The sequence below is a fragment of the Oscillibacter hominis genome, assembly GCF_014334055.1.
In the GTDB taxonomy this organism is placed as follows: domain Bacteria; phylum Bacillota; class Clostridia; order Oscillospirales; family Oscillospiraceae; genus Oscillibacter; species Oscillibacter hominis.
The window spans coordinates 160,058-186,700 of sequence record NZ_CP060490.1 but is presented as its reverse complement, the minus strand read 5'-3'; the positions used below and the strand labels follow the sequence as shown (position 1 = coordinate 186,700).

At 62.1% G+C, this 26,643-nt stretch carries 22 protein-coding genes; 3 read left to right on the top strand and 19 right to left on the bottom strand.

Going from position 1 to position 26,643, the window contains the following annotated elements; genetic code table 11:
• Nucleotides 1-9 precede the first annotated feature (9 nt).
• Entirely contained in the window at nt 10-1,674 is a 1,665-nt protein-coding gene (locus tag H8790_RS00925; RefSeq protein ID WP_243208531.1) for an HlyD family efflux transporter periplasmic adaptor subunit, read from the bottom strand.
• Nucleotides 1,675-1,942: 268 nt separating this feature from the next.
• Here H8790_RS00925 and H8790_RS00920 point away from each other — a divergent pair, with 268 nt between their 5' ends.
• Nucleotides 1,943-2,809 carry a hypothetical protein gene (locus H8790_RS00920; protein ID WP_187333235.1) on the top strand — a complete coding sequence of 289 codons (867 nt, stop codon included), beginning with the start codon at nt 1,943-1,945 and terminating at the stop codon, nt 2,807-2,809.
• 90 nt (nt 2,810-2,899) lie between these two features.
• Here the strand turns inward: H8790_RS00920 and H8790_RS00915 are convergent, their stop codons facing one another.
• From H8790_RS00915 to H8790_RS00840, 16 genes are all read right to left on the bottom strand, one after another.
• The gene (locus tag H8790_RS00915) at nt 2,900-3,946 is read right to left on the bottom strand and encodes an NAD(P)H-dependent oxidoreductase (protein WP_243208530.1); all 1,047 of its coding nucleotides are present in this window, start codon (nt 3,944-3,946) and stop codon (nt 2,900-2,902) included.
• 15 nt (nt 3,947-3,961) lie between these two features.
• Nucleotides 3,962-5,197, bottom strand: coding sequence for a Rossmann-fold NAD(P)-binding domain-containing protein (locus tag H8790_RS00910; protein ID WP_187333234.1), 1,236 nt, complete (start codon nt 5,195-5,197; stop codon nt 3,962-3,964).
• Between the two features lie 54 nt (nt 5,198-5,251).
• A complete protein-coding gene (locus H8790_RS00905) occupies nt 5,252-9,979 on the bottom strand; it encodes a nicotinate-nicotinamide nucleotide adenylyltransferase (RefSeq protein WP_187333233.1) in 4,728 nt (1,575 codons plus the stop codon).
• A gap of 437 nt (nt 9,980-10,416) precedes the next feature.
• The gene (locus H8790_RS00900; RefSeq protein ID WP_187333232.1) at nt 10,417-11,442 is read right to left on the bottom strand and encodes a 5-oxoprolinase subunit C family protein; all 1,026 of its coding nucleotides are present in this window, start codon (nt 11,440-11,442) and stop codon (nt 10,417-10,419) included.
• Entirely contained in the window at nt 11,439-12,176 is a 738-nt protein-coding gene (locus tag H8790_RS00895; protein ID WP_187333231.1) for a 5-oxoprolinase subunit B family protein, read from the bottom strand. The genes H8790_RS00900 and H8790_RS00895 overlap by 4 nt, the downstream gene beginning before the upstream one ends.
• A 29-nt stretch (nt 12,177-12,205) precedes the next feature.
• Nucleotides 12,206-12,970 carry a LamB/YcsF family protein gene (locus H8790_RS00890; RefSeq protein ID WP_187333230.1) on the bottom strand — a complete coding sequence of 255 codons (765 nt, stop codon included), beginning with the start codon at nt 12,968-12,970 and terminating at the stop codon, nt 12,206-12,208.
• 52 nt (nt 12,971-13,022) lie between these two features.
• Nucleotides 13,023-14,234 (bottom strand): NRAMP family divalent metal transporter, encoded by a 1,212-nt coding sequence (locus H8790_RS00885; protein ID WP_187333229.1) that lies wholly within the window; start codon nt 14,232-14,234, stop codon nt 13,023-13,025.
• Nucleotides 14,235-14,416: 182 nt separating this feature from the next.
• On the bottom strand, nt 14,417-15,838 hold the full coding sequence (locus H8790_RS00880; RefSeq protein WP_187333228.1) for an alanine/glycine:cation symporter family protein: 1,422 nt from the start codon (nt 15,836-15,838) through the stop codon (nt 14,417-14,419).
• A gap of 21 nt (nt 15,839-15,859) precedes the next feature.
• Complete coding sequence (locus tag H8790_RS00875) at nt 15,860-16,678, bottom strand: serine hydrolase (protein WP_187333227.1); 819 nt, start codon at nt 16,676-16,678, stop codon at nt 15,860-15,862.
• A gap of 12 nt (nt 16,679-16,690) precedes the next feature.
• Nucleotides 16,691-17,971 (bottom strand): aminotransferase class I/II-fold pyridoxal phosphate-dependent enzyme, encoded by a 1,281-nt coding sequence (locus H8790_RS00870; protein ID WP_187333226.1) that lies wholly within the window; start codon nt 17,969-17,971, stop codon nt 16,691-16,693.
• A gap of 3 nt (nt 17,972-17,974) precedes the next feature.
• Nucleotides 17,975-19,348, bottom strand: coding sequence for an MmgE/PrpD family protein (locus H8790_RS00865; protein WP_187333225.1), 1,374 nt, complete (start codon nt 19,346-19,348; stop codon nt 17,975-17,977).
• Nucleotides 19,349-19,358: 10 nt separating this feature from the next.
• The gene (locus H8790_RS00860; RefSeq protein ID WP_187333224.1) at nt 19,359-20,012 is read right to left on the bottom strand and encodes an RraA family protein; all 654 of its coding nucleotides are present in this window, start codon (nt 20,010-20,012) and stop codon (nt 19,359-19,361) included.
• Nucleotides 20,013-20,023: 11 nt separating this feature from the next.
• Nucleotides 20,024-20,692: an RraA family protein gene (locus H8790_RS00855; protein ID WP_187333223.1), complete on the bottom strand. Its 669-nt coding sequence runs from the start codon at nt 20,690-20,692 to the stop codon at nt 20,024-20,026.
• Nucleotides 20,693-20,706: 14 nt separating this feature from the next.
• The gene (locus H8790_RS00850; protein WP_187333222.1) at nt 20,707-21,378 is read right to left on the bottom strand and encodes a 4-carboxy-4-hydroxy-2-oxoadipate aldolase/oxaloacetate decarboxylase; all 672 of its coding nucleotides are present in this window, start codon (nt 21,376-21,378) and stop codon (nt 20,707-20,709) included.
• Between the two features lie 98 nt (nt 21,379-21,476).
• On the bottom strand, nt 21,477-22,049 hold the full coding sequence (locus tag H8790_RS00845; RefSeq protein ID WP_187333221.1) for a GntR family transcriptional regulator: 573 nt from the start codon (nt 22,047-22,049) through the stop codon (nt 21,477-21,479).
• Between the two features lie 255 nt (nt 22,050-22,304).
• A complete protein-coding gene (locus H8790_RS00840) occupies nt 22,305-23,489 on the bottom strand; it encodes an MFS transporter (RefSeq protein ID WP_187333220.1) in 1,185 nt (394 codons plus the stop codon).
• Nucleotides 23,490-23,663: 174 nt separating this feature from the next.
• Between H8790_RS00840 and H8790_RS00835 the strand changes: the two genes are divergently transcribed.
• Nucleotides 23,664-24,536: a LysR family transcriptional regulator gene (locus tag H8790_RS00835; protein ID WP_187333219.1), complete on the top strand. Its 873-nt coding sequence runs from the start codon at nt 23,664-23,666 to the stop codon at nt 24,534-24,536.
• Between the two features lie 108 nt (nt 24,537-24,644).
• The gene (locus H8790_RS00830; RefSeq protein WP_187333218.1) at nt 24,645-25,184 is read left to right on the top strand and encodes a stage V sporulation T C-terminal domain-containing protein; all 540 of its coding nucleotides are present in this window, start codon (nt 24,645-24,647) and stop codon (nt 25,182-25,184) included.
• A gap of 56 nt (nt 25,185-25,240) precedes the next feature.
• On the opposite strand, the gene H8790_RS00825 is transcribed toward H8790_RS00830, so the two are convergent.
• Entirely contained in the window at nt 25,241-26,353 is a 1,113-nt protein-coding gene (locus tag H8790_RS00825) for a TPM domain-containing protein (RefSeq protein WP_187333217.1), read from the bottom strand.
• Nucleotides 26,350-26,592, bottom strand: coding sequence for a helix-turn-helix domain-containing protein (locus H8790_RS00820; protein ID WP_187333216.1), 243 nt, complete (start codon nt 26,590-26,592; stop codon nt 26,350-26,352). Before H8790_RS00820 ends, H8790_RS00825 begins: the two co-directional genes overlap by 4 nt.
• Nucleotides 26,593-26,643 lie beyond the last annotated feature (51 nt).

The window sequence follows — 26,643 nt, the reverse complement described above, 5'->3', positions numbered from 1 at the left end:
TCGTCCCCCTTAATACCAGGAATTCTCTTTCTGGACTGTTGTAAATACCTCCGTGCCCTCTTCCACGCCGCTGATGATCTCCACATGGTAGTTGTCGGAGATGCCGGTCTCCACCGGTATGGCATAGAACCCCTCGGGCACTTCTTCCACAGGGACGGTGAGATCGATTGCGTTTTCAGGCCGGCTGTCCGCCTTGACAAAGACCACTGATCCGGTGGTGCCGTCCTCCATGGGCACGGACTTCACCGCCTGGATGGGCAGCAGCAGACAGTTGTCGTTCTCACTGGCAATCAGGGAATAGGTGACATTGCTGCCGGTCATCAGGGAGCCGTCGGTATTGTCCACAGAAATGACCATGGGATAGGAGGCCACGCCGTTTTCCACCTTGCTGGAGAGGCTGACCGACTCCACCATGCCGGTGAAGGGCGTGCCCCACTGGTCCAGGTCCACCATCATGCCCTGCTGGACATAGGAGATGTTCCGTTCGTCCACCGTGGCGTCGATGAGGACAGTGGTGGTATCGGCAATGGAGATCACGGTGGTGTTGGCCGCCACCTCATCGCCGGGGGCAATGGCCAGGCCGATGACCGTGCCGTCGATGGGCGCCACGGCGCTGCAGTTGGCCAGGTTCTTCTGAGCGGTCTCCAGATCCTTCTGGGCCGTGGCCAGGGACTGCTCCAGGGAGAATATCTCGTTTTCACTGTCCTCGCCGTCGATCTTTACCAGCACCTGGCCCGGCGTCACTTCCATATAATTCAGGAGGCTGCTGGAGATCACGGTGCCGTTGACCGTGGACTTGAGGTCGGTGGAGCGGTTGTACTCCAGTTTTGCGGACTCATAGGGATACACGGTCTCGCCGCCCACGGTGATCACCGCAGAGGCCTCCATGTCCGCCGTCAGAGTCCCCGGGTTTTTCAGCGTGACCTCCACCTCAAAGAGCTTGGAGCCCTCGGCGCTGATTCGCTCCACCATATGTACGGCATCCACGGTGCCGGTGATGCCGCTGCTCATCAGGGCGGGGACGGACACATTGGCGCTCTGGCCCACCTTGATGCTGTCCGCGTAGGCATAGCTGTAATACTGCTTCAGGCGCAGCGTGCTGTCATCCACCAGCTTGGCCACCACCTGGTCCTTGGAGATGGTGTCCCCGGCGTTCAGCTTCACCACGTCCAGGAGCTTGCCGCCATAGGCGGGGGTCAGGTTCAGCCCGGCGATGTCCTTATAGAGGGCGTCCAACTGCTTCTGATAGCCGTTGGCGTCCTTGCGGGCCTTCTCCACCGCCTCCCGGGCCGCCTCGCTGTCAATGGTGAACAGCGGCGTTCCCGCGGTGACCTGCTGGCCCTCGGTGACGTACACGTCCGCCACAGTACCGCTGGTGGTCAGGGTGATGGTCTCGCTGTTTTTGGGCTTGGTGATGCCGCTGCCCTGCACGGTGGAGGTGATGGAGCCGTACTGCACCATGTCCGTGATCACCTGCCCCTCCTCTTCCTTGGGCGCCAGCAATTGATACATACCAAAGGCAATACCACCAAGGACCACGGCCAGGATCACCCAGGAGATGATTTTCTTCTTCTTTTTCTTCTTGGGCTTCTGGGGGGCGGGAGGTGCTGCGGATTCCGGCTGCACCAGGGCCTCGTCCTTTTTTTCCAAAACGGGATCCATCACTTCTGCCATGTCTTTTTCCGTCCTTTCACTTCCGATGTAAGAAACTGTATTATTTATAATAATACAGTTTCCCTATGAAATCAACTTACAAATCCGTAACAACTTCTTCCTGGTGAAAAGAAGTTCAGAATAACAGTTAGACGGCTCCGCCGGACGAAAAGTTTCAATCATTTCCAAAAGCGCCCTGTATTTTTTGTTCACACTCTGTTCCTTGACAGGCACCCTGTTTTGTGATACCGTCCCTACTGTAATTTTCCGATGGAAAGCGAGTGTTTGAATGAGGCGTTTGGTATTGACAGCGGCTGGCGCTTTGCTATTGGCCCTGCTGCTTCTGGCCGCCCGAAGCGGCCCATCCGGCGGTTCTTCCTCCTCCGGCTCCTCTCCGATCTCCCCCGGCTCCGAGGCTGCAGTGCTTACCGAGGAGGAGGCGCTGGCCAAGGTGCAGGAGCATTTCGGCGAACGGGACGAGGCCACCGGGAACATATTTTCCATCGCCTTTGAAAACATGGTGAACGTGGACGGCGCCGACTGCTACAGCTTCCGCGTCTCCTGGCTGGTGGACGGCAGCCACCTCTCCTACCTGACCAACTACATCGTCTCCTTAGATGGCAGCATTATGCAGGAGTACCTTCCGGACAGCCCCGCCGGCGGCAGCGTCAGCCCGGAGCCCCAGACCGCCCGGGAGGCGGCGGACTCACTCTTCGACCTGCTGCGGCTGAGCCCCGGGGAGCTGAAACCCTCCATCGACCCGGAGCAGGGGCTGACCTTCACCCCCTGCCTCCCGGTCTCCGAGCGCAACCGCACCGTGACGGCGGAGGAGTTTTCCTCCTTCTTTTCTGACAAGGAGCTCTACACTTGGGGAAGCCTGGACGATCAAGCCGTCTCCCTCACCGGCAGCGACTACTGGGCCCGGTTTGTCTGGGATGAGGACGGCGCCTATTTTGCACCGGATACGGTGACGGAGGGCAAATTGGCCCTTGGCGGGGAACAGGATCTGTCCGGCGCCTATCCGGACTGCGCCTTTGTGGACTATTGCTTCAACGACACCGACGGCAGCGTCTCCTTCTCCTTGACGCTGGTGCTGCGCCAGGTGGAGGACACCTGGTATCTGCGGGGGCTCGTTCACAGCCAGTCAGGGAAATAGGACGCCCTATTACCGCCGGAGGAATGGAGACCGACGCTCTGCGATTTTGACAAAAGCCAGCGGCCATTAAGCCGCTGGCTTTTTTTGCATTCAGGGCAGAAGCTGCGCCGCCATGCCCCTGGCAAATCCGTCTAACCGCCCGCCGATCCCCGGCAGGTTCAGCGCGGTTCCGGCGTCGTTGGCCGTCTCCAGCAGGGCAAAGCGGGGCGGCAGGTAAAAGGACTTGTTCATGCACAGCGCCGAGATCAGCTGCCTGGCCACAATGTCCCCGCCGGAGTAGCCGGAGACCACGATGGCATAGAGGGCCTTGTCGTAAAACTGCACGGTGCGGTACAAGGCGGTCATCCGGTTGATGCTGGCGGTGAGATTGGCGGAGAGGGCGTCATTGTAGTTGGGGCAGAGCATCACCAGCGCGTCCGCCCGGCGCAATGCGGGATAGACCTCCTCCACCATGACGCCGCCGTAAAAGCAGCCGCCGCGCTCCCCGAAGTGGAGGCACATGGTGTAAGGGCAGCCGGAGCAGTCCACCACGGAGCCGTTTCGAAGGCCCACCTCCCTCCACCCCATCTCCTCCCCCAGCCGCTCCTTCACCGATTCCCAGAGGGCCAACGTGTTGGAGGTCCTGTGACTGGAGGCATGGAGCGTCAGCAGCTCCGGATGGGTCCGGCGGGGCGGAGAAAAGGCCAGGATGCGGCCGATCAGCTGTCCGGCGCTCTCCCGGTAGGCGTCCAGGAGATCCAGATTCCCCAACCGGGCCAGAACGTTGAAATTGGACAGCGACCCGGTGGCCTCCACCAGAGGCCGGCCCACAAAGGCACAGCCCGCCCGGTTGGCGGCAAGAACCAGCTCCGTGGCCGCGGACTTGGTGTAGAGCTCGCTTCCCCCGTCCACAATCAGCCCGCCCACGCAGCCCTCCAGCGTGACGTCACCGCGGCGCAGGCGCCGCAGAAGGGCGGCATACCCCAGGTTCACCCCATCCCCGCCCACCGAGATGGCAAAGAGGATGCGCCGGCGCTCCACCGGCCCCTCTACTGACTCCACCCGCTCATGGGGGACGCCGGAGAGCACGGCACGGAGTACGGCGTCCATCCTGGGGTTCTCCCCGTCCCGGGGCGTTACCACAAGCAGCTTTTCCAACAGGGAGGCCTCCCTTCAAATGACCGCTTTCAAATGCTCCGCCGCCAGCGAAATGCGCTGGAAGAGCTGCTCCGGCAGCTCCAGGCTCTCCACCTCCTGGCCAAAGGGCGTATAACGGTTTTTCACTCCCAAATACACGCCGTCCAGATATACGGAGCCGTAGTGCCACTCGCCACGCAGCGTCAGCAGCAGCGAAAGGGCGGCAGAGGAGAGGGCCGGGGCCACATAGGGCTTGAAGCCCAGCCGGCGCATTTCCAGATTGGCCGTTACCGCCAGCTGGGTCAGCTCCCGGGAGAGGGCGTCGTCGTATCCAGCGATGGAGTTGGCGATGACCAGGTCCTCCCCATGGGGCCCAAAGGCCCTTCCCTCAGTGAGGAAGGAGGCGAAGCGGAGGTCTTTTTTGGCATAGTAGGCCGCCCGGGCGTTCATCACACCCAGGCCGTAGCCCTGGACCTGCTCAGGCAGCAGGCCCCGGCCGTCCAGGGCGCCGTCTTCTCCCCGGTTGCTTTCCAGAAGTGCGGCCTTGGCCAGGGGGTCCACGGGGTCGGAGACCACGGCGAACAGCCCCCGGAACTTAGCCTCCCGGGCCATGCGGGCAAAGTGCTCCACCAGCCCCCGGTTGGCCTCGAACTGGGCCATGCGCACATCCTGGACGCCGCTGTCCACCGGAGGAATCCCCCGGGTGGCCACAAAGACAAATACATCACAGTCAAAGAGGTGCTCCTGGTCCACCACCTCCACCTCCGGCAGGGCGCTGTAGTCCCAGGGATAGGCCACCTGGTTCATCTCAAACTCCCAGCGCCTGGTGGCCTTTTCGTTCAGATCGCAGATGCCGATCGTGGAGAGCACATCGGCGCCCAACAGCTTCAGGGCGGTCAGCAGCGTGCTGCCCACGTCGCCAAGAGCCAGGATGTGGAGCCGCTTTTTCCCGGCGCGGCCCGCCTCCGCCGCAAAACGCCACCGGGGGTGGTCAAAGTTCACGGCCCGCAAGGTTCCGGCCTCTATGCGCCGGGCCGCCGGGCCCGGAAGCTCCGGCGCCGCGCCCAGGCGTCTCAGGTCCAAAAAGCCCAATCCCTGGTCCGCCGACAGCTGCCTGGGGTCGGTGACGGAGAAGGATGCCCGGCAGCTCAGGGGGTCGCGGCGGAACAAAAACGACATGGGCACCCCCTCCTCCGGAGGCTCCACCCGGGGCAGGGGCAGGTCCTCCTCAAACGCGCAGTAAAAGCTTCCATTTTGCCGGTAATACACCATGGGAATCCCTCTTTTCTTCATTTGGCTCAGTCTATGCGCGGCCCTCTGCGCCGGTCAGTCGAAGAGCTTGCGCAGGCGCATCAGCTGGGCGAGGTCGTTTTCCAGATATTCAGACGCGGCCAGGGCCGGGTCGTAGTGCATACAGCCGCCCTTGTCCGGGCACAGGGGCAGGATCACCGCCTCGCTGAGCCGGGAAAGGGTCAGGTTCTTTCCAAACTGGGAGCGGTACTCGCCCTCAATGGCCAGCAGGATGTCCCGGGAATTCTCCAGGCAGACCCGGGAGAACTCAAAGGTGGCGCGCCGGTCACATGCCTGATGGAAGGCCGGGTAGGTGTAGGGCAGGATCATATTGATGGAGGGCACCAGTCCCGGCCGCCCCTCCCGCCGGACCGTATCGCCGCCGATGAAGGGGTAGAGGGTGGACTCCACAAACCAGGCCTGCAGATTGGGCACAAAGTAGACGCAGTCCACCGGGCGTCCCCGGGTCTCCATCAGGTCCCTGCCCCGGCCGGACAAAAAGCCCACCAGCACCTCCCGGATCTGGAGCTGTTCCGCCCGGATCAGCGGGTCCAGCACCCGGATGCGGTCGCCGGAGTGGAGCAGGTCATCCACTAAGATCACCGGGCGGCCAAAGGACTTCACCGTGCGCACCTGGCTGGGCAGGGGCGCGTAATAGGGGAACGCCTCGATGGTCATGCTCTTTAAATCCGGGGTGTAGACCTTGTCCGTGTGAATGGTCTTGGTCACCGTGTTGGGCACGGCGCTGCCCCGCAGCAGCTTGCCAAAGGGCACGCACATATTCTCCCCCAATTTCCGGGGCGTCTCCGGCACGGCGCTCACGCCGTTGATGGCCGTGATCTTCTCCACCAGGCGGTGGTGGATCACCTGGGCGTTGAGGCTCAGCAGCAGCGTGCCGGGATACAGCCCCGTCACCGAGGTCTGAAGCCGCCTGTGGGCCAGGCGCACCGCCTCCAGCACCCGTTTATTGGTGGAAAACGGTGCCTTGATGGCGGTCTCCATATTCTGAAGCAGCACCACCGGAGAACGCATATCCACCAGCATGGCAGGCCTTGCCCCCTCTATGTCCGGGGTTCGGACAAAGCCCTGGCGCTGCATGGTCTCTATGGTGGCCGAGCGCATACTTCCGTCCCGGGGGCAGAACAGCCCATAGCTGCACTCCTCGTTCAGCGCCCGGGCCAGCACCTCCGTCAGCAGCAGCTGCTCCGTATCAAAACTCCCTTGGGCCTTGTAGAGCCCGGTGAGCAGCAGCAGCCGGCCCGCAGCCTGGTTGCGGATGTAATCCGCCTGCTCCCGGCTGCCCAGGGCGGAGTAGAGCTCCGCAACCCGGATGCTCCGCAGCGCCGCAAAACCCAGGATGCGCTCCTCCGCCCCCATGCGCAGGATCATCACCGCATCATCGTCGTCAAAGAGCTCCCGGCAGATGACGCCCCGCTGGTAGGGCTCTGCCTCCACAGCCTGGGCCAGCTCCTCCAGCAGTTCCCTTGCCGGGTGCTCCACATAGTCAAAGCGCAGCGGGTTGGCATGCATCAGCGGCTTATACTGGGGCTCCCTCAGATAGAGGCCGTTTTGGTAGATGAACTCCTGCACCGCCGGGTCGATGAGGTTGGAGATGTCCCGGTTGAGATCGATGTTCTCCCGGATCTGGGTGGAGCTGATGTCCTCCAGATGGGTGGGCAGCTGCAGCTCCACCACCTTGCCGGTCAGCCGGGAGAGGTCCGCCTCGCCGCCGGGGCCGTGGAGGCTGCTCTGGCGCCGGAACACGATGTGGTTCAATGAGTGGACCGAATCCTCCACCGGCTCCGCCCGGTAGGAGGAGGCGCCTGCGATCACGTCGGAGCCCACGGCCAGATAGAGCTCCCGCCCGGCGAACAGCCGGCGCAGCCGGTGCAGGTCATGGGGGTTGGCGATGTTCACCGGGATGTCGTGGGGGAAAAGGTGCACGTGGAACTCGTCAGCCACGGACAGGCCGACAATCTGCCGCCGGACCAGGCTGGGCTGTGTCTTTTTGGACCAGGAGAACTCATCCACCGCCAAAAACACCTCAAACCCCATGTCCCGGATCTCCCGGACAATGCCCTTGTGGGACAGGGTGAAGGGGTCAAAGGTGCCGGGGAAAAAGGCCACCTTGCTCCGCCGCTCAAAGGGGAAGTCGCCCACCGCGATCTGGTGGCGGATCAAAAAGCGGTACAGATGGGACAGCGCCGCCGCCCGGTAGAAGAGGGTCAGTTCCCCGCCGGGGTACTCGCTGAACAAAAAGAGCAGCTTTTTGGCCACCAGGGTGAAGAGCTTTTCCTTGTCCGCTTCAGACAGCACGTCAGAGCCGAAAAGGCCCCGGCCAAAGACCCACATGGCCTCCTGGCGCACCGCCGAGCGGTAGGAAGCCAGGCCCTTGAGCAGCATCCCCGCCAGCTTCCGCCGGCGCAGCTCCACCGTCCGCTCCGGCTCATGGAACCGCTCCGGGTAGACCGCATAGTGCTCCAGCACCACGCCCACCGTGGTCAGCGACGCGCTGACCACGCTGTCGTTGGGGCTGGAGAGCAGCTGGCCCAGCCGCTCGATGGTCTCGTCCAGCTCCGAGGGCCGCAGGAACAGGCAGAACTCCCCCAGGCACTGAGGGATGTATTTGGAGAACTCGTACTGGCCCACCTCCAGGCCCTTGGTCAGCTCCACCGCCACTTCGTTGCGCTGGTCGTAGCTCAGTGACCGGGCAATGCGCAGCAGCGATTCTCCTGCGGAGTATCGGACCACAATGGTCTCGCTGACCTTGATGAGGTTGGAAAAGTGGGTCGCGATGTGGAGCATGTCTCCCTTGGCCTGGGTCTCCAGAAGGCGGATGTTCACATCCTTGAGCACCCACGGCGTGGAGCTTTTCAAATTGTCCAGGAAGAGCTCGCTTGCCACCTTCGGCGGGCAGGGCTCCGGGTGGCCCAGGGCCGCGTCCCGGAGATACTTCAGCGCCCAGCTTCCGCCGCACTCGGCGCGCTCAGCCACTTTGGCGGCCCGGTCCACCCCTCCCTGTACGGCATGGAGCAAAAAGCGCAGTGCCGCCGCCCGGAGGGTCAGGCTCTCCCGGGGGAGCTGGGCGGCGGTGAAGCGCAGCAGTGTGTCCACCGCCCCGTCACCGCAGAGGTCCATGGGCAGAAAGTACAGCGCGTCCAGCAGGGCAAAGGCCGCTTCCTCATCCCTCCCCGGCTCTTTATAGAGCTGCACCAACTCGGCGATGAACCTCTCCGTGTCCTGGCTCCGGCAGTCCTCCAGCACCCGCTCCACCACGATTTTCAGCGCGTAGCGGATGTGCTTTTTCTGCCAGGGCGTCAGCTTATGATCCGGTGAGACCAGCATCAGCAAATACTGGCCCCAGAGGGCAAACTGGGTCTCCTCGTCCTCCGTGGGGCCGGCTCCCGGCGGAAGCTCCTTGCGGTAGCCCAGGTTGAAGCGGGCGATGATCCGCCCGATCAGCGCCGCCGCCTGGCGGCGGATGTCCCCCTCCGGAAACATCAGCAGCTCATAGAGGAACCCCAGGGTCTGGGTCTTTTGGGTGGCGTTCAGATAGGTGAAATACTCCTCAAAGATACTGAGATAGGCCCTGACCTTGGTCCAGCTCTTCTCGCTGCGGGCCGCCTCCAGCAAATTGCCGAAGAGCCGCTCGTGGCCAAAGCGGTGCATCAGCTGCAGATTGTGCTCCACCGCCATCATCCGCAGCGCCTCCACCGCCTCGTCCGGGCTCATCAGCGCCGTGTCCCGGGCAGCCCTGGGCTCCGTGGGGCGGCCCAGGAGCGTCACGTCCACCCCCAGGGAGCGCATATAGTCCTCAAAGTCGTGGAGTTTCAGATAGACATACTCGTAGCGCAGCCGCTTGGCCTGATCCACATTGTCCAATTTGCTCAAAATCACCTGGAAGGACTCCTCCAGAGGGAAGACCTTCATCCGCCCTGCCCCGTCCTCCTTTACCCGGAAATCGGCATAGATGAGGCACAGGGACTCCATGGAGAGGTTCTCCAGCTCCAGATCCCAGGTGGAGTGGTTGGCGGCGATGTGGCCCACCGAGGCCAGGCCCCGGCGGACACACCATCCGTCGGTGTAGTAGTAGTGCAGGTAGGGCACCTTCTCCCCCGCCCGGCAGCCAAACTTGCCGATGTCATGGCAGGCCGATGCGGCGGAGACCAGGGCCGGGTCCACCGGGGCGCCGGCGGCCGCCAGCTCCCGGGAAACCGTCATGGCCACATGGTGCACCCCTGCGATGTGGGGCAGGGTGGAAAAAGGGGTCGCCTCACAGGAAAGGCGCATCAGTTCATAGACGTAGTCCTCCCGCCAGGACCGCAGAAAGCCCTGGTACTCCTCCGCCCGGTCGCTGAGATGAACCTCCTCGGCCGTGCAGAAGGCAAAGTCCCACATGGGGTCAAAGGCCGCGCGCTCCTCCCCCAGCAGAAGCTGGATGGCCTGAAGCAGACACACGGCCCCGTCCCGCTGAGCCGGGGTGTATACACTCTTCAGGTGGGGAAACTGGATTTGACAGGCCACATGGTAGGCGCAGCTGAGCCAGCCCTCCTCCGGCTCCGGGGCGATCTTTTCCAGCAGGGGCAGGCAGCGCCCCACCGCATCGGCGCACCGCAGCCGCTTTCCCCTGCGCATGAGCCCGCTGAACAGCGCCGCCCAGTCGGCGCCGCGGAAGAGCTCCCCGCTGGCCACGTCGCTGAGACGGGCTGTAAAGTGGGGCTGGTCAAAGGCGTTTTCCCACTGTCTGCCGATCCGGCTTTTCATATCCTCGCTCCTTCCGTCAGGGCGTACTTCTTTTCCATACAGCGGCCGTGAGGCCGCAGTACCACCGAACGGCAGGCGCAGGCCTGAACGGCCAAGTCATGCGTTCAAGCCCTGATGCATCCAACTATATGCCCTCACCTGCCGATTTCCGTTATTTTATCACAGTTTGCCCAGCATGAAAAGAAATTTCCGCACCAGCTCACAGGCTCTTTCTGCAAAAAAGCCCGCTGCTGCAAGCTTTGCGGCAGCGGTTTGCCCGGGCGCCGTCTTTTGCCACGGCATATGGTCAGACGAGCAGGGAACCGGGCAGGGCGGGGCCAAATGGCCCCGCCCTGCCCGGCGAGATAGGAGATGCTGAGAAGGTCATGATTCTTTAGGCCGCCCCGATAAGGGATTGAAGCGGCAGAGACTTAACACTGCCTCCTCTTTCCGCGGGCTCACTCGCACCGTTCCACGCTCACCTGGTACTCTCTGCCCTCCAGGCGGACAAGAAATCGGCGGACGTCTGCTGCCACGGCGGCGCCGCGGATGCGTTGGGCCAGCTCCCGCCGCCGGCCCATGGCCTGGACATAGAGGTCCTGGGCCTGCTGTACGCTGACCTCCCGGAACCGGATTTTGGTTCCGGGCTTGCTCTGGGCCAGCCTGGGGATGTCCACGGAGATCACGGTGGCGATTTTGGTATAGCCTCCGGTGGGCAGGCGGTCGGCCAGCATGATGATGGGCTGGCCGTTGGAGGGCACCTGCACCGAGCCAAACGCAATCCCGTCGGAGATGATGTTTCCGTCTTTCACATGCTCAATCCCGCTGCCCTCTAACTTGGCGCCGGTGCGGTCGCACTCATTGGTGATGGTGTACTCGCTGGAGAAAAAGGTATCCAGGCCCTTGGGGGTAAACGCCTTGTCCTGCGGCCCCCGGATCACCCGCAGCCAGAGCTCCGCGCCGGGTATCTCCTCCGGATCGCATCTGCGCGCCGGGAGATTGGGCAGCGTGGGGCGGGGCGCGGCAAAGCCGATCTCGTCCCCGGGCATCAGCCTGCGGCCCTCATAGCCGCCGAATTTCCCCCGCAGGTGGGTGGAGCGGCTGTTCATCACCAGCGGGACATCCAGCCCGCCGGCAAAGGCGATGTAGGCCCGGAACCCGGTTTTCAGCCCGCCGAAGGTCAGTTTGTCCCCGGCCCCGGCCGCCACGGCCCGGTACATGGGGATCACCTGCCCATTGAGCTGCGGTGAGAGGTCTCCGCCGGTGACGGCAAAGACGTTGGCCGTCTGAAAGCGCAGCGCGGGGCCCAGGACGGTGGCCTCCAAAACCGCCTCGCCCTCGTCATTGTCCACCAGGAGGTTAGCCAGCATCATGGCCTGCTGATCCATGGCTCCGGCCACAGGCACGCCATACTGCTGCCAGCCCCGGCGGCCCCGGTCCTGGACCGTGGTCAAAAGGCCGCCCTGTTCCACCAGGATGCTCATTTTGCCGCCTCCTTCCGATAAAAGCGGCACTGATAGGCGCCGGCGCGGACCTTAGCCGCAATGTCCTCATACTCCGCCCTGTCGATGGAGCGGAAGCGAACCCACTGCCCCGCTTTCATCAAAAACGGGTCCGGCTCGCCCATGTCGAACACCTCCACCGGGGTCTTGCCGATGACCTGCCACCCAGTGGGATAGGTGATGGGCATGATGATGGTCTGGTTTTCCCAGATGATGACGGCGCCCTGCTCCACCTGGGTGCGGGAGGTCTGGCGGCGGGGCATGTGCAGCCCGTTCTCCGCCCCCAGATAGGCCATGCCCGGTGCGGCGCCCAGCATATAGGTGTAGTTGTCCTTTGCGGTGTGGGCGTCAATGACCTGCTGCACGCTCATCTGGTGGTAGCCGGCCACCTCCTGCAAATCCTCGCCGCACACACCGCCGTAGAGCACGGGGATTTCGCAGACCATCTCCTCCTCCGCGCCCTCCTCCGCCGTGTCCGGCAGCGCTTCCACCCGCCGGCGGCACTGCTCCACCAGCGCGTCATAGCGGATGGTCCCCGGCTCATAGTGGATCATCAGCGAACAGTAGGTGGGCAGCAGCTCCTCCACCCCCTCGATGGGCTCCGCCTCCAGGGCGCGCAGCAGCGAGCGCACCCGCTTGCTGACCTCCAGGCTAATCCGGTCGCCCACCTGGATGGAGATGGCCGCATCGCCGTTGGTTAAAAATTTGGCTTCCAATCTGATCCCTCCTTTTGGGAGTCCCGCAATTACCGGTCGGAGAGGTTCGCAATCTCAATGCCCTCCGCCTCCAGGGCGGCGCGCATCTTCTTCACGATCTCAATGGCCGAAGGCGTGTCGCCGTGGACGCAGACCGTGTGGCAGTCGATATCGATGTCCTTTCCTGTGATGGCAGTGACCTTCTTCTCCTTGATCATGCGGATGACCCGCTCCGTGGCAAGGTCCGGGTCCTCGATCATGGCGCCGGGCGTCCCCCTGGCCACCAGGGTGCAGTCCTCGTTGTAGGCCCGGTCGGCAAAGACCTCGTTTGCAAACCGCAGGCCCATCTTCTGCGCCTCTTTCACCACGCAGCAGCCGGGCAGGCTCATCACAATAATGGTGGGGTCCACCTCCGCCACGGCGGTGCAGATGGCCCGGGCCAGCGTCTCATCCTTCAGCGCCATGTTGCCGAATGCGCCATGGGCCTTCAGGTGCTGGATTTTTAAACCACAGGAGGAGGTGAAGGCCGTCAGCGCGCCCAGCTGGTACTTGATGTAGGTCTTGGCCTCCTCAAAGGAGAGTTTCATCTGGCGCCGCCCAAAGCCCATCAGATCGGGAAATCCCGGGTGTGCGCCGATGGCGACGCCGGCCTCGGCACACATTCTGACGCTTTTTTCCATAACCATGGGGTCGCCTGCGTGGAAGCCGCAGGCCAGATTGACAGAGGACACATATTGGATGAGTTCCGCATCGCAGCCCAGCCGATAGTCGCCGAAGCTCTCGCCGATGTCGCTGTTGAGATCAATTTTCATCATAGCAGTTTATCCTCCTTTACATCGGGGGAGGCAGCCGCCTCCCCCACGGCCTTTATTGGAACAAGGCGATCAGATTGGGAATATTCTTGGTGCTCAGGTAGGCCGCGGCCACAAAGACCACTGCCGCGCCCACGGTCATCCAGACGGGATGGCGATAATCCTCGCCCATGATCCGCTTGCTGTGGGAGGCGATCAGCATCACCAGCATGGTGAAGGGGAGCACAAGGCTGTTGATGGAGCCCGCGGCCACCAACAGGTTCACCGGCTGGCCCAAAAACACGTCCACAACGGTGCAGATGCCGATGAAGAGAATGGCGCTCTGACGCTCGTGGGCAGCGATCCACTTGAAGTGGGTCTTGGTGAAGGAGAGGAAAATCGCTGCCGCGCCCAGGATGGTGGTGGTTCCCGCGGCCAGGATCACCGCGCCGTAGAGCCTGTATCCGAACATACCGGCCACCGCCTGATAGGAAGAGGGGGCGGGATTGGCCATATCGATGGTGGCGCCGTGCATCACCGCGCCGAAGGTCACCAGCACCAGCAGCACACGCAGCACGTAGACCGTGGTGGTGCCCAAGAGCTGGGTCCGCTTATAGAGGTAGTAGTTTTCCGCGCCGCTGACGCCGGAATCCAGCAGGCGGTGAGAGCCGATGTAGGCGCCGTACCCGCCGCATACGCTGCCCAGGATGGTGATGGTGGGCAGCAGCAGGGAACTGACGTCGGCCCCGGCGATCTGGGATGGGATCTCCCCCACCGGCGGCTTTGCCATAAACACCAGAATCAGCGCTGTGAGGATCAAAACCGCGCCCAGCACCTGGGCCAGGATATTGATGATCTTGTTGGCGGACCTGGAGAGAAACACCGCCATGGCGATCAGGCCGCACAGCACGGTGCTGACCGCGGTGCTGGTGCCGAACAGTGCAGACATGCCCAGCCCGGTGCCGCTGACGTTGGAAAACTGGAAGACACAGATGCCAAATACCACAATGGCCGTCAAAAGGTATCCTACCACAGGATGGATGGCCGCTGCCACCTCCTGGCCGCGTTTTCGGGTAAAGCAGAGGATGCGGTACACGTTCGCCTGGGTGATGATGTCCAGCGCCAGTGCCGCGATGATGCAGAGGAAGAAGGCACCCAGGTACTGTGCGCTGAAAAGGGCGGACTGCGTGGTAAAGCCCGGCCCTACCTGTGTGGTGGCCGCCACCAGGGCCGCGCCAAGGGTGGTGGTGAATGCAACTTTCTTTGCTTGCTGATCGGACTGCGTCATTTGCTTTTCCCTCCCTGTTTCTGATCGATTTCACATGGTCCCGCTGGTGCGCCATGGCTCCGGCGGGCTGGATACGGCTTGCTTTTTCGCCGCGCGGTCAAAATCCGGGCCGTATTTTTGTGCCAATCCGTCTACACATAGTATCGAATTTGCATATCTTTTGTCGACATATAAAAATTTTTTTACTGCCAGTAATCCGTTCCGGAGATGCCGATGTCCTCCGCGCGGAAGACCGGCTCCTTCCCCTCCCGCTTTTGCTTTTTATAGTCGTCCAGGCAGTCAAAGGCCTTTTTCCCCAGCACCACAATGACCGGCAGGTTCACCAGGGACATCACCGCCATCATCAGGTCCGCAAGGTTCCACACCAGGCCGAACTCCAAAAAAGCACCAGTGAACACAAACAGGGTTTCAATGAGATAAAAGGCGATCCGGCCGCCTTTGGAAAGGTCCTGCTGAAGGATGAACTTCAGGTTGGGCTCCGCGTAAAAACAGTTGCCCAGCAGCGTGGAAAACGCGAACATCACCATGGAGAAGGTCACAAAGAGATAGCCGAAGTAGCCGAAAGTCCCGGCCACCGCCTCCTGCACATAGGCAATGCCGGCCAGCTCCGCGGAAGGCTCTATGCCGGAGCACATGCACATCAGGGCTGTGGCGGAGCAGATGACGATGGTGTCCAGAAAAACGGACAGCACCTGCACCAGGCCCTGCTTTGCCGGATGGGCCACGTCGGCGGCAGCCGCCGCGTTGGGGGCCGAGCCAAGGCCCGCCTCATTGGAGAAGAGTCCCCGCTTGATGCCGTACATCAGGCAGGAGCCGGTCAGGCCGCCGAAGATTGCGGTAAAGTCGAACGCCTCCCGGAAAATGCGGGCAAAAACCTGGGGGATCAGCGTGATGTGGGTCAGGATGATCGCCAGTGCCACCACGATGTATACAACGCCCATCACCGGAACCATCACCCCGGTGACCTTCGCTATCTTTTTACCGCCGCCGAAGATGCACAGGGCAAAGAGCAGCGCGGTGACCGCGCCGATCACGATGGGCACGGGGCCCGCATAGAACTTCTCCCCGCCGCCAAAGTAGACCTTAAAGGAATCCACCAGGTTATAGGAGGCCAGCATGATAAACCCGCAGCCGAAGGTGCACAGCAGCAGTATGGAGAACACGATGCCAAGCCCCCGGGAGTGGAGGCCCTGCTGGATGTAATAGGCCGGGCCTCCACGGCTGGTGCCGTCATCGCCTTCGCTCCGTTTTTTATAGATCTGGGCCAGGGTGCTCTCCACAAAGGCGGAAGCGCAGCCGATGACCGCGATCAGCCACATCCAGAACACGGAGCCAAATCCGCCCAGGCAGATGGCCGTGGTGACGCCGACGATATTCCCCGTCCCCACCCGGGAGGCGGTGGACACCATCAGCGCCTGGAACGAGGAGATGGAGTCCGTGCTCTTTGTCTTTTCGCCCACCACCCGGATGGCCTCGCCAAACATATTGAACTGCACGCCCTTCAGGCGCACGGTAAAGTAAAGCCCCACTGCGATCAGCAGGACGGCCAGGATTTTGTCGTACAGAAATCCCGCCACAGTGCCTACAAGCTGTTCAAGCGGCATAAATGGTTCCCCTCTCTATTTTTAGTTTCCCTGGCCGGAGGCCTCCTCATAGGCCAGCTGGGCCACCCGGGAGATGATGTCCAGTGCAAAGGGCTGGAACTGGGGAATGTCGGGTTCAAACTGGGTCATCACACAGCAGATCAGCAGAGGCTTTTTGTCCTCCAGGCCATAGAGGATACCCAGGTCGTGCATGGTGCCGAATTCGGTGATCCCGCCGGTCTTGTGGGCAATGAGCAGGTCCTCGTCCAAAAGCGCGGGCAGGCCGTATGTATAGCGCTGTTCGGTGAGGATTTGCAGCATTTTGTCACACAGCTCCCTGGGCATCCGCCTGGCGCTCAGCAGCTCCTTGTAGAAGTCGGCCACGTCCCGGCAGGAGGTGTAGTTCTCCCTTCCCTGGCGGGCACCCTCGTAGTCGTTCATGATGCGGTCAAACCGGGTGCTGCGAAGCCCCAGCTCCTGGATGTCCCGCTGCACGGATTCCAGGCCGAACATGCGCAGCAGGATGTTGGCGGCAGTATCGTCGCTGAGGACGACGTTCATCCGTACAATGTCCTCCAGCGTCAGCTCAATGCCGGTGTGGAAGTCCCGCAGGATGCCGGTGTGGTAGGGCGTGGTGCCCTCCCGGTCGGAGTCCTTCAGCGCATAGAGCGCCTGAGGGTCCAAGGTTCCCGCTGCCACCCGCCGGTAGAACTCCCACAGAATAAAGAGCTTTACCACGCTGGCGGATTTCATCATCTTGTCGGCGTTGTTTTCATAGACGGCGCCGGTGCGCAGGTTTTCCACGTACACGCTGACGTTGTCCTGGTACCGTCTCACATAGCCGGCTAACTTTTCAAACATCCCTGTACCTCCTTATGCCGCCAAGAGCTTTTCCACGCTGGCCAGCTTCACGGCCACGCAGAATACCTCCATGGCCGCTTTCAGCTCCTCCAAGGGCGGATAGGTTGGTGCGATGCGGATATAGGAGTCCTCCGGGTCAACGCCGCCCGGATGGGTGGCGCCGGCGTTGGTCAGCGTCACGCCCGTGTCGGCGCATAGCTGTACAATCCGCTTTGCGCAGCCGGGCATGGCCATGTAGGTGACGAAAAATCCGCCGTCGGGCCGGGTCCAGTCCCCCACCCCCAGGCCGGTGAGTTCCCGGTCAAAGGTGCCCAGCACCGCGTCAAAGCGGGGACGCAGGATGGCGGCGTGCTTTTTCATCAGCTCCTTGATGTTGTCCATACTCTTTAAGTAGCGGACATGGCGCAGCATGTTCATCTTATCCCAGCCCACCGTCTGGACCGCGTACTGCTTTTTGATGAATTCCGTGTTGGCCCGGGAGGCGGCGATGAAGGTGACGCCGGAGCCGGCCATAGTGATCTTGGAGGTAGAGCCGAACAGGAAGACCCGGTCGGGGTTGCCCACCTCCTTGCACACGTCCAGCATGTTCAGCACCGGGTGGTCTTTGTAGATCACATGGTAGCTGTAGGCATTGTCCCAGAAGAGGCGGAAGTCCTTGGCCGCGCACTGCATCCTTGCCAGGCGGTAAATTACCTCGTCGCTGTAGCAGGCGCCGAAGGGGTTGGAAAACTTGGGCATGCACCACATGCCTTTGATGCTCTCATCCCCGGCCACCAGCTTCTCCACCAGGTCCATGTCCGGGCCGTCGGCGCGCAGGGGCACGGGGATCATCTCAAGGCCCACGAACTTGCAGAAGCCAAAGTGCTTGTCATAGCCGGGGACGGGGCAGATGAACTTGGGGTGCTCGTATTTTCCCCAGGGCTTGTCGGAACCCAGCACGCCCTGGAGCATGGCACGGCACAGCGCGTCGTAGAGCAGCTGCAGCGAGGACTGCCCGCAGATGACGATCTCATCCTCCTCCACGCCCATGTACGCGGCAAAGAGGCGGATGGCCTCGGGGATGCCGTAGATGTCGCAGTAGTTGCGGCAGTCGGCGCCGTCTTCGGCATGGCAGTCGCTTTTGGAGTTGACCACGTCCAGCATCTCCATGGATAAATCCAACTGCTCGGCGCTGGGCTTGCCGCGGGCCATATTGAGGCTGAGCCCTCTGGCCCGGTAACCGGCCAGGTCCTGCTCCAGACGGGCTTTCAGCGCCTCCAGCTGGGCGCGGGACAGATTCTGATACGCTTCCATCTCTCAGTCCTCCTTACAAACAAATTCCCGGGCAAACCCGCGGACGTCGGCCACATGCTCCAAATCCCTGCACACCGCCAGCGCCTTCTCCGTGTGCTCCGCGGAAAACGTGGACTGCATCAGCATGCGGAATTTATCCTCCCGCTCCTCCTGGGTGGCCGGATGCATGGGGTCTCCCTTGGGGTAATACTGCTCATCGTTGTAGATTTTCCCGTCCACCGTCTCAATGGTGATGATGCAGGGGAACTTCTCCGGATACATGGCGTTGACCTCCGGCGTGGAGACGATCTCCACCTTTTTCAACATATCCTGAACCGCCTGGCTCCTGATGACGGGCATGGTGACGGAGCTGAGACCCATCTCACCGGTGGCGGCGGACACGGCGATGCAGTAGGGCACGGAGAACTGGGCGGCCATGGTGCTCTCGGGGTCGTAGTTGGAGAAGTGGGTGCGGACCGTGTTGTAGGTGAGCTCTGTGATCTTCTTGATGGATTCGGGCCGGATGTTGTCCCGGTGAACCATGCGCAGCGTGGTCTCGATGGCGCAGTGGCTGGCCAGCAGGGACGGATACATCTTGGGCAGGTTGTTGAGGATCTCCCACGTCTCGCCCAGTCCCTCATCCAGCTTCTCCAGCTTGGGCTCCTCGTCGCAGTAGACGTGGCAGTAGCCGTGGGGATGCTCCAGAGCGTTGGGATGGGCGGTGGTTCCCACCTTGGCAGCCCAGCCGCTGAGCAGCCCGTTGAAGGCGGCTTGGCCGGGGTTCATGTTGCCGTCGGCCGTGCCGGTGTCCAGATAGGCCAGCAGGCTGCCCACCCGGGAGCAGGCCAGCCCGATGGCCCGGATGATACCGTCCTCGTCGCAGCCCAGCATCTTGGCAGACATGGCCGCGATGGCCATGGTGGGATGGGTGCCGGTGGAGTGCCAGCCCCGGGCATAGTGGGAGGGCATGACGCTCATGCCGATCCGGACCGCGATCTCAAAGCCGATCACCGCCGCCAGGATCAGGTCCTTGCCGGTGCCGCCCACCTCCTCCACAATGGCCAGGGCCGAGGCCACCACGGAGGCGCTGGTGTGGCAGAGAGACTCCTTGTGGGTGTCGTCGAAATCCAGGCCATGGGTCAGTGTGGCGTTGGCCATGGCGGCAAAGGGGGCGGGCATCTTTTTTCCGGTGACCACCGCGGTGGCCGCCGGAGCCCCGCCGTAATGCTCCACCGTGTCCCAGATGGCCCTTGCATCCTTTGGGGAGACGTGGGTGGTACCCACGGCCACGGACAGGGCATCCATGATCATGTTCTTGGCGGCCAGCACCACCTCCGGCGGCAGGTCCTCATACTTCAGGTTGTAGACAAATTGCGCGATATGTTCTGTTCTGGTCATGACGTCCTCCTTATTCCGCCGGCTTGGTCTGCAGGTGATGGTATCCGGTCAGCTGCCGGGCCTCTTTCAGTGACTTGCCCTCTTTCACCAATGCGATGATGGCCGCCTCCTTGCGGTCGATGTCCTCGGCGATGGCCGCGGCCTCCTCCGCCCGCTCCTGGGGGATCGCCACCACGCCGGTGTCATCGCCCAGCAGGATGTCGCCGGGGCAGACCTTAACGCCGCTGACGGCAACGGGGACGTTTACCGCGTCCACCTCCACCCGGTCCTTTCCGGTGGCCATGTACCAGCCCTTGGTGAACATGGGGTATCCGCTCTCCCTGACCGCCGGGATATCCCGGCACACGCCGTCGATGACGGTGCCCTCGACGCCACGGAGCTTGGCGGTGACGGCCATGATGTCGCCCCACACGGTGCAGTAGTCCCGGCCGGCGTTGTCGATCACCACCACCTGCCCGGGCTGCACATCGTCCAAAAAGTCACCCACCGTGCCCTTCACCTGGCCGCAGGGCACATAGTGCACCGTAAAGGCCCGGCCGCAGATCTTCTTGCCCGGGAGCACAGGCTTGATGTCCAACAGCGCGCAGGGTACGCCCATCTTATCCAGTGCGTCGGACACGCAGGTGGTGTCCAGGGCCCTGAGCCGCTCAACCAGTTTGTCCATACTCTTCTCCCTCACTTTTGCAGCATTTTGTTGTAGTTGTACTTTGCGTCCACCTCTAAGATATCGGCCCCGGCCTTGATCTCCGCCACCATGGCCTCCTCCTTTTCATAGAGCTGCTCCGCCTTGGCCAGCACCTCTTCCACAGCCTCCTGGGGTACGATCACAATGCCGCTGGAGTCACCCATGACGATGTCTCCGGGCCGGACCTGCACGCCGCCAAACTGGATCATCTGGTTGGTGCTCTCCTCAATGACGCGGCCCCGGGCCGTGCACACCACGGCGCCCCGGGCATAGACGGTGTAGTCCGCCTCCACACAGTCGTCCAAATCCCGGCAGCAGCCGTCGATTACCGTGCCCGACACGCCCTTGGTCTTGGCGGCGTTGGCCAGGATGCCGCCCCAGCAGGAGGTGTCCATGCGCCCGCCGTTGTCTATGACGATCACGTCGCCCGGCTTTGCCGAGGCGATGGCGTTCATGCCCAGATGGTGTTTTTGGGGCGTCTGGCCGGCGGCGGTCATGCGCATGGTGACCGCGGGGCCCACGATCTTGTTCCACCGCTCGATCATGGGACGGATGCCGCAGGTGGATCCCTTGTAGCCCAGCGCGTCCAGCGCGTCGGACACGTTGGTGGAAGAGAGCTTTTCAAAGCGTGCGCGGTACTTCTGGTCAAATTCGTTCATTTCAAATTTCCTCCTTATTCTTCCTCGCAGCCCAGTGCGTCGAATACCTTCTGATAGCCATAGATGTCAAAGAGGGACTCCCCCGCCCGCAGACGCTCCATCACCCTGGCCTCCTTGGCCGTTCTGGCGTTGGCGGCGGCCAGGGTCTTCTCCGCCTCGTCAAAGGGGATCACCACCACTCCGTCCCGGTCGCCCAGCACCACGTCGCCGGGGTATACCGTCACGCCGCCGCAGACCACCGGGTGGTTGATCGTTCCCTTGGTGGCCTTGGCGGTGCCGAACACGCTGACCCCGGCGGAGAACACCGGGAAGCCCATATGGGCAATGGCCGCAGTGTCCCGGACGGAGCAGGTCACCACCAGCCCCGCCACCTTTTTGGTCTGGCACTCCACGGCCAGCACCTCGCCGAAGGGGCCGTTGTCCACAATGGGCCCCATGTCCGCCACCACCACGTCCCCCGGCCGGGCCATGCTCACGGCCTTGATCAGCATCAGGTTGTCGCCGGGGTGGCACTTCACTGTCAGCGCCCGGCCGCACATCCGCATGGCTGGCTCCACCGGCTTGATCTCATGGGTCATGGCCCCCCGGCGCCCCATGGCCTCATGCACGGTGGCCACGTCCTGCTCCGCCAGGGCCAGTCTCAGCTCCTCGGGGAGCACGGGTCTGGCTTTTACCACATCCTTCATATTACATCACAATCCTTTCCAATTTTAGTCGACTATTAGAGTTTTAGTTGTCGACAATTTATTCTCAAAGTTATGGGTGCCCCTGCACCCATAACCTCTTATGACGAATATTTTCCGTTGACCTCGTTGTACTTTGCCGATTCGATGGCGGAGTTGGCCACCGAGCGCAGATGGGCACGCAATGCGCGCAGGCTCTTCTCCCGGTCTCCCGCCCGGATGCAGCGGATGATCTCCAGGTGCTCTTCATAGGAAAGGCTGCTGCGGTTCTTATCCAGGGCGCTGGCGGAACGGATCCGCTCGATCTGGGCATTGAGCACGCTGATAAACTCCAGCAGCCGCTTGCTCCCCGCCTTCTCCGTGATCAGGCCATGCAGGCTCCGGTCCGCCTCATGGAGCAGTTCCCAGTCGCTGCGCTCATAGCCCTGGCGGAACATCTCCTCCAGGTGGTCCAGCTCCGCAGGTGTGATGCGGGAAAAGCTTCTGCCCAGCGCCCAGACCTCCAACAGCACCCGCAACTCGTAAATCTCCTCCACATCATAGGGGGTGATGGGCGTCCGGCTCATGCCCAGCTCCTCTGAGACCGCCATTTCGGAGATCGGCGCGTTTTGCGGGTAGCGGTTGGTCACGATGGCATTTCTCAGATAGCGGTACGCTTCATCTTTTCTGCTCAAAACAATTACCTCACACCAATTGTATACAATCTGTATCCTGTTTTGAGCATAGCATTGTGCCATCGCTTTGTCAACCTTCTCCGGTTCACTTTTTGGGCTCTCAGAGAAATTTGTCTATTTTCACCATATGCGCGGCCCATCAAAACATGCCCGGGTTCTTGATAAACCGGCCCACGAGAGCAGCGGGCTATGGCGTTGAAGGAATGGTTCTCCAACACGCATCCCTCCCTTTCAGCTAAGGCGGCTTTCGGGGCATCAGCAGGCCCGCGTTCTCTCCCCCGCTCCCCGGAGCGCGTACTGGCGCTGGACGATGGCCAGGATCACCAGAGCACCCACGGCGTAAATCCCATAGGTCAGGGCATAGCTCCCGGACCAGTCCGCAAGAAGCCCAGGCAGGAAGGAGGTAAACAGATTGCCCACCACGTACAGGGTCTGAAACCGCTCCATCATGATCTCCTGCTGCTCCTTGGAGGAGAGGTCCATGGCCCAGACCGTCAATCCCACCGTGGCGGGCGGGAAGCCGAACCCCACCAGGGCAGCGCCGCCGAACATCATCCATGTGCTGCCCGCGGGCAGCAGGGCGCACACCGCCATGCCTGCCCCCATGGTAACCAGGAACAGCGCGTTGGTGCGCCGGGCGCCCCAGCGGTCCGTCAGCAGCCCGTAGACGCATTTTCCGATCATCAGCAAGCTGCCATAGGTGGAGATGGCGTAGGCGGACAGGGTGGGACTGAACCCTTTCTCCTGAAACCGGATGGCAAAGTAGGAGGGCCCATTCCCTCCCGCGCTGCCCAAAATCATCACAGCCAGGGCCATCCACCAAAATCCGGGCCCGGCAAGGGCTTCCCCGCGCCCTTCTTCCAGGGCCGCCTCCCCCGCTTCCTGGCAGTTCTCTCGGCCATCCGGTTGGGGAGCACTGCGCACCAGGAGAAAGATCAGCGCCGCAATCCCCACCGTTCCGATCCCCTCCAGGAAAAAGACGGCGTAAACGCTGTGCCGCTCCAGGAGGGAGGCCAGCAGAGGAGTAACCAGCACGGAGGCCACTCCGCTCCCTGTGGTGCAGACCCCCAGGGCAAAGCCCTGCCCCTGATCAAACCAGCGGCGGATCAGAAGGGACACCGGCACCATGGTGCCGAATCCGTAGGCCGCACCCAGCAAGATGAAGCCCACGCAGCCGCCCCAGTAGGTGGGGACCGCGGCAAAGGAGAAGAACCCGGCGGCCAGCATGAGGACGGCCAGAGTGGAACCAAGGCGCAGAGAAACCCTCTGATAGTACCGCTCCACCGCCAGCATGGAGACCGTCGAGGCCACGCACCGGACGGTGAGCAGCAGGGAAATCTGGGTGTTGGAACTGCCGTATCCCTCCCGGAGGTAGGGCAGGTACACGGAAAACCCGCTGGTGATCAACCCGTTGCAGAGCATCAGCAACAACCCGGCCAAGCAGATCACCCATTTGTACGGTATCTTTTGGATCGGAATCACCGCCCGTCGTTTTTCTCCATTATAAGCGGGCGGGAATATATTGTAAAATGAATTATTTTGCTTTATAATATAGAATAATTCTATATTTATTATCTGCAATTCCAGAGCTGGAATCAAAAGGAGGGTTATCGCATGAATATCCAGGCCATTGAGGCGTTTTTGGCCGTGATCCGCACCGGGTCCCTCACGGAGGCCGCACGGCAGCTCCATCTCACCCAGCCCACCTTGTCCCACAGGCTTCAAACCCTGGAGGCGGAGTTGGGGGCGACCCTTCTGATCCGGGGAAAGGGCCAGCGCCGCATTGAACTCACGGACGCGGGGCGGGACTTCGTGCCCCTGGCTGAGAGCTGGCGGCGGCTTTGGAGCGAGTCGCTGCGGATCACCTCCCGCCCCGTTTTCCGGGTGGCCGCCACCCAGACGCTGAGCAGCTCCATCATGCCGGAGGTCTATGCAGGCTTTGCCCGGCGGGGCCTTCCCACCGCACTGGACGTCAAGACGCTGCACTCCCAGGAGGCGTACGGCGCCGTGGAGCAGGGCGAGCTGGACGCGGCCTTCATCGCCAACACCATGTTCTCCAAGCGGGTCTCCGCCATCCCCGTCCTGGAGGAGCGCATGGTGCTGCTGTGCGGAGGGAAAAGTACTCTGGACGGCCCAGTCCGCCCCGCGGACCTTCCCGCAGAAAAAGGCGTTTTTTTGAGCTGGACCCACGAATTCACCCACTGGTATGAGTACTGGTTCGGCCTGAACCGCCATGTGCTGGAAGCGGACAACATGAGCCTGGTGGAGCCCATCCTGGCTTCCTCCGACCTCTGGGCCATCGTCCCTGCCTCCGCCGCGGTGTGGGCGTCGCGGGAGGGGCGTCTGCGCTGTCTCGAATTGGTGCAGCCCCCGCCCGACCGGGTGGTGTACCTGCTGACGCTGGAGCCGCCCAGCCCCTACACCTCGTACCTGCTGGAGGAGTTCCGCGCCGCAGCCGGCCGGATTCCCGCCCCGGCCTTTGATTGATTTTTGACTGTTACCAATGAAACCCAGCTCAAATTTTGCATATCGTTCCAAATCCTGCGGATAATAGCTTTGTCAACAAAAATTAGCACCGCAGGAGGAATTTGATATATGAAAGCCACAGGAATTGTCCGGCGCATTGACGACCTTGGACGAGTCGTCATCCCCAAGGAAATCCGCCGCACAATGCGTATCAGAGAGGGCGACCCTCTGGAAATCTACACCAGCCGCGACGGGGAGGTCATCTTCAAGAAGTATTCCCTGATGGGCGGCCTGGAGGAATTTGCATCCCAATTCTGCGACACCCTCAGCAAGAGCACCGGCCACATCTGCGCCGTCAGTGACCGGGACACAGTGATCGCTGTGGCTGGCGGCGGCAAGCGGGAGCTGATGGGAAAGTCTGTCAGCGCCGATCTGGAGCAGATCATGGAGGAGCGCAAAATCTGGCAGCACGCGGAGGGGCAGCGGGGAATCCCCGTCTCCGACAGCAGTGACAAGCTCTGTGCCACCGTGGCAGCCCCCATTTTGTCGGAGGGCGACGTGCTGGGCCTGGTTCTGTTCATCGGCGAGCCGGGCGAGGTGGCCGGCGAAACAGAATTCAAGCTGGCCCAGACCATCGCGGCCTTCCTGGGCCGCCATATGGAGAGTTGATGCTCCCCCCAGGGCAAAATAGAAAAGCAGGCAGCATTGCTGCCTGCTTTTTTTGATTACCGGCGGCCGCCGCGTCCGCCTCCAAAGGAGCCTCCGCCGCCAAAGCCACCGCCGCGGCTTCCGCCAAACCCGCCGCCGCGGGAACCACCGAAGCCACCGCCAAAGGACCCGCCACCGCCGAACCCGCCACGGCTTCCGCCAAAGGAGCCGCCGAAGCTTCCGCCAAAGGAGCCGCCGCGGGAACCGCCGGGCCGTGCGCCGCCGTGTCCGCCGTTGAAGGAGCCGCCGCCAAACCCGCCGCCGGAGGGCGGACGCGGTCCGGGGCCCCGGGGCGGACGGGGAGGCCGGGGCGGGCGGGGCCGCCTGGGCCGGCCCCAAAAAACCGGGTAATAGAGCACGGTGGGAATCCCCATGCCGGGCCGCATATACCGCCGGCGATAGCGCCTCCAGCGAAAGGCGTCCAGGATCATCCACACCACAAACAGCATGACAATCAAAGCCACCGCATTTCCGATCAGCTGTCCAGCCGTGGGCGCAAAGTAGCCGGTGGACTGGGTGTAGTACCCGCTGCCCGTCTCAAAGGTCTGGGGCACGGCGGGGATATAGTTCTCCCTGACGGTCACATCGTAAAAATCGGCAAACCACGCCATGAAGGCATCCACCGTCTCCCGAACGCCCTTGTCGTAGTTTCCGGCGGCAAAGCTGTCTTCCATGTAGGCATAGAGGATGCTGTTTAAGGAGTCCTCATAGCTGTGGAGCCCCAGCCCCGGCACCTCGGCATAGTCGCCCACCAGGCCGCCCTGGGAGATGTTGTTCAGCGCCAGCACCAGCACAATGCCGTTGTTGCGCTCCTTGTCGCCGATGCCGTACTGGTTGCCCATGCGCTCGCCGTAGGCGATGATGTCCTCTCCGCCGGTATCGTCCACTGTGACCACCATGATCTGAGCGCCGGTCTGGGCAAAGAGGGAGGCGTTCATGGCGTCGATATGCTCCATAGTGTCATCGGAGAGCACGCCGGCGTAATCGTAGGCGTAGGTATAGGTACCCACGATCTTTGTGCTGGCCTCCTGGGTGGTGTCCGGCTTTTTTGCCTGACCGATGAATAAGCCCAGTCCCACCGCCAATACCAGAACCAGGGCGGCAACGCTTCTTTTCTGGAAAAATTTCATAGATTCGATTCCTTCTTGCTCTTCCCGGTGCATTTGCCGTCCGTACGGCCCACCAGGTAGTCGATGGATACGTCAAAATAATCTGCAAGGGCGATCAGGGTCTTCAGCTTTGGCTCGCTCTGATCTGTCTCATAGCTTTGATACCCCCGCAGGGAAAGCCCCAGCAACTCCGCCATCTCTTTTTGATAGAGCCTGCGGCCCTCCCGCAGTTCCTTCAGCCGCTGTGCCAGTATCTGCATACTCCACCTCTTGACATACATTTATATTGTATGTTATAATACATTTAAAAT

Coding starts and splice junctions, on each gene's coding strand:
- H8790_RS00925 (WP_243208531.1), bottom strand. CDS start 1,674: ATGGCAGAAGTGATGGATCCCGTTTTGGAAAAAAAGGACGAGGCCCTG.
- H8790_RS00920 (WP_187333235.1), top strand. CDS start 1,943: ATGAGGCGTTTGGTATTGACAGCGGCTGGCGCTTTGCTATTGGCCCTG.
- H8790_RS00910 (WP_187333234.1), bottom strand. CDS start 5,197: ATGGTGTATTACCGGCAAAATGGAAGCTTTTACTGCGCGTTTGAGGAG.
- H8790_RS00905 (WP_187333233.1), bottom strand. CDS start 9,979: ATGAAAAGCCGGATCGGCAGACAGTGGGAAAACGCCTTTGACCAGCCC.
- H8790_RS00900 (WP_187333232.1), bottom strand. CDS start 11,442: ATGAGCATCCTGGTGGAACAGGGCGGCCTTTTGACCACGGTCCAGGAC.
- H8790_RS00890 (WP_187333230.1), bottom strand. CDS start 12,970: ATGATGAAAATTGATCTCAACAGCGACATCGGCGAGAGCTTCGGCGAC.
- H8790_RS00885 (WP_187333229.1), bottom strand. CDS start 14,234: ATGACGCAGTCCGATCAGCAAGCAAAGAAAGTTGCATTCACCACCACC.
- H8790_RS00880 (WP_187333228.1), bottom strand. CDS start 15,838: ATGCCGCTTGAACAGCTTGTAGGCACTGTGGCGGGATTTCTGTACGAC.
- H8790_RS00875 (WP_187333227.1), bottom strand. CDS start 16,678: ATGTTTGAAAAGTTAGCCGGCTATGTGAGACGGTACCAGGACAACGTC.
- H8790_RS00870 (WP_187333226.1), bottom strand. CDS start 17,971: ATGGAAGCGTATCAGAATCTGTCCCGCGCCCAGCTGGAGGCGCTGAAA.
- H8790_RS00865 (WP_187333225.1), bottom strand. CDS start 19,348: ATGACCAGAACAGAACATATCGCGCAATTTGTCTACAACCTGAAGTAT.
- H8790_RS00860 (WP_187333224.1), bottom strand. CDS start 20,012: ATGGACAAACTGGTTGAGCGGCTCAGGGCCCTGGACACCACCTGCGTG.
- H8790_RS00855 (WP_187333223.1), bottom strand. CDS start 20,692: ATGAACGAATTTGACCAGAAGTACCGCGCACGCTTTGAAAAGCTCTCT.
- H8790_RS00850 (WP_187333222.1), bottom strand. CDS start 21,378: ATGAAGGATGTGGTAAAAGCCAGACCCGTGCTCCCCGAGGAGCTGAGA.
- H8790_RS00835 (WP_187333219.1), top strand. CDS start 23,664: ATGAATATCCAGGCCATTGAGGCGTTTTTGGCCGTGATCCGCACCGGG.
- H8790_RS00830 (WP_187333218.1), top strand. CDS start 24,645: ATGAAAGCCACAGGAATTGTCCGGCGCATTGACGACCTTGGACGAGTC.
- H8790_RS00825 (WP_187333217.1), bottom strand. CDS start 26,353: ATGAAATTTTTCCAGAAAAGAAGCGTTGCCGCCCTGGTTCTGGTATTG.
- H8790_RS00820 (WP_187333216.1), bottom strand. CDS start 26,592: ATGCAGATACTGGCACAGCGGCTGAAGGAACTGCGGGAGGGCCGCAGG.